This window comes from Roseomonas chloroacetimidivorans, from assembly GCF_049629625.1.
In the GTDB taxonomy this organism is placed as follows: domain Bacteria; phylum Pseudomonadota; class Alphaproteobacteria; order Acetobacterales; family Acetobacteraceae; genus Roseomonas; species Roseomonas chloroacetimidivorans.
Window position 1 is genome coordinate 1 of sequence record NZ_JBNBZS010000265.1, and the last position, 1,458, is coordinate 1,458.

At 67.1% G+C, this 1,458-nt stretch carries 1 protein-coding gene and 1 other annotated feature; the gene reads right to left on the bottom strand.

Annotation, left to right across the window (positions count from 1 at the left end; genetic code table 11):
- Positions 1–113: 113 nt before the first annotated feature.
- Positions 114–1,405 (bottom strand): IS3 family transposase gene (locus ACO1BU_RS37295; protein ID WP_424140892.1). Its coding sequence is split into 2 segments (ribosomal slippage): positions 114–1,114 and positions 1,114–1,405, totalling 1,293 coding nucleotides; the frame shifts between segments, so codons are not numbered across the junction.
- Positions 1,008–1,124 (bottom strand) — a sequence feature (AL1L pseudoknot). (Overlaps the previous gene by 117 nt.)
- Positions 1,406–1,458 lie beyond the last annotated feature (53 nt).

Consider the following 1,458-nt stretch of genomic DNA (forward strand, 5'->3'; position numbering starts at 1 on the left):
GCGTTCTTCCGCTCGGCCAGATCGGTCACCGGCATGGTCCCCGACAAGGTCACCACGGACGGGCATGGCTCGTACCCACGGGCGATCCGCTCAACGCTTGGCAAGCGGGTCACTCACCGCACCAGTGTGAACCGCCCCGGGTCTGCCGGAGGCCATTGGGCTTGGGTACTCGGCCAGGGCTGGTCCTGGCTTGCTGTATAGTAGCGCGCCTCGGCTTCGGCGGGAGGGATGTTCCCGATCGGCTCGAGGAGGCGTTGGTTGTTGAACCAGGCCACCCATTCGAGGGTGGCGAACTCGACGGCCTCGAGGGAGCGCCACGGGCCGCGGCGACGGATCACCTCCGTCTTGAATAGCCCAATGACGCTCTCGGCGAGGGCGTTGTCATAGCTGTCACCGACGCTGCCGACCGAGGGCTCAATCCCGTTGGACGTATACGTCCAACCGAGCAGCCTTTCCGTGTACCGAATGCTGACATATTGCGATCCCTTATCGCTATGGTGGGTCAGGCCACCCCTCGCGGGGCGACGGTCATGGAGGGCCTGCTCCAGAGCATCGAGGACGAAACTCGCATGGGCCGTCCGCGACACTCGCCAGCCGACGATGCGGCGGGCGAAGACGTCGATGACGAAGGCGGCATACACAAAGCCCTGCCACGTCGCGACGTAGGTAAAATCTGAGACCCACAGCACGTTCGGCGCCGCTGCCCGGAACTGCCGGTTCACCAGGTCGGCAGGACACGGCGTGGCGGGATTCGAGGCGGTGGTCCGCGTTTCCCTCCCGCGCACGACGCCCCGCAGCCCCATCGCCCGCATCAGTCGCTCCACGGTGCAGCGGGCGACCGCGATCCCCTCGCGGGCAAGCTGCCGCCAGACCTTGCGCACGCCATAGACGCCGAAGTTCGCCGCGTGCACGCGGCGGATCCCGGCCATCAGTGCCGTGTCCCGCTTGGCCCGGGCCGGCAGCATGCTGGGATCGGTCCGCCGTGCGGCATGGGCATGGTACGTCGACGGGGCGATCGGCAGCACCCTGCAGATCGGCTCGACCCCGTATAAGGCGCGGTGATCGTCGATGAAGGCGATCATGACCGGAATCGGCGGTCGAGCTCCGCCTGGGCAAAATACGCCGACGCCTTCCTCAGGATCTCGTTGGCCTGCCGGAGTTCACGAACCTCCCGCTCCAGCGCCTTGATCCGCTCGCGCTCGTCCGTCGTCGGTCCAGCCCGCACGCCCCGGTCGCGCTCGGCCTGGCGGACCCAGTTGCGCAGCGTCTCACCCGAGCAGCCGATCTTGGCCGCAATCGAACGGATCGCCCCGTACTGCGAGTCGTGCTCGCCCTGGTGCTCCAGCACCATCCGCACCGCACGTTCGCGGACTTCGGGGGAAAAAGGTGGGGTTCGCTTCGTCATGGCTCCATCCTCTCAAGAGTTGGAGCCTCCGCAAAACCCGGCGCGGTTCAGCG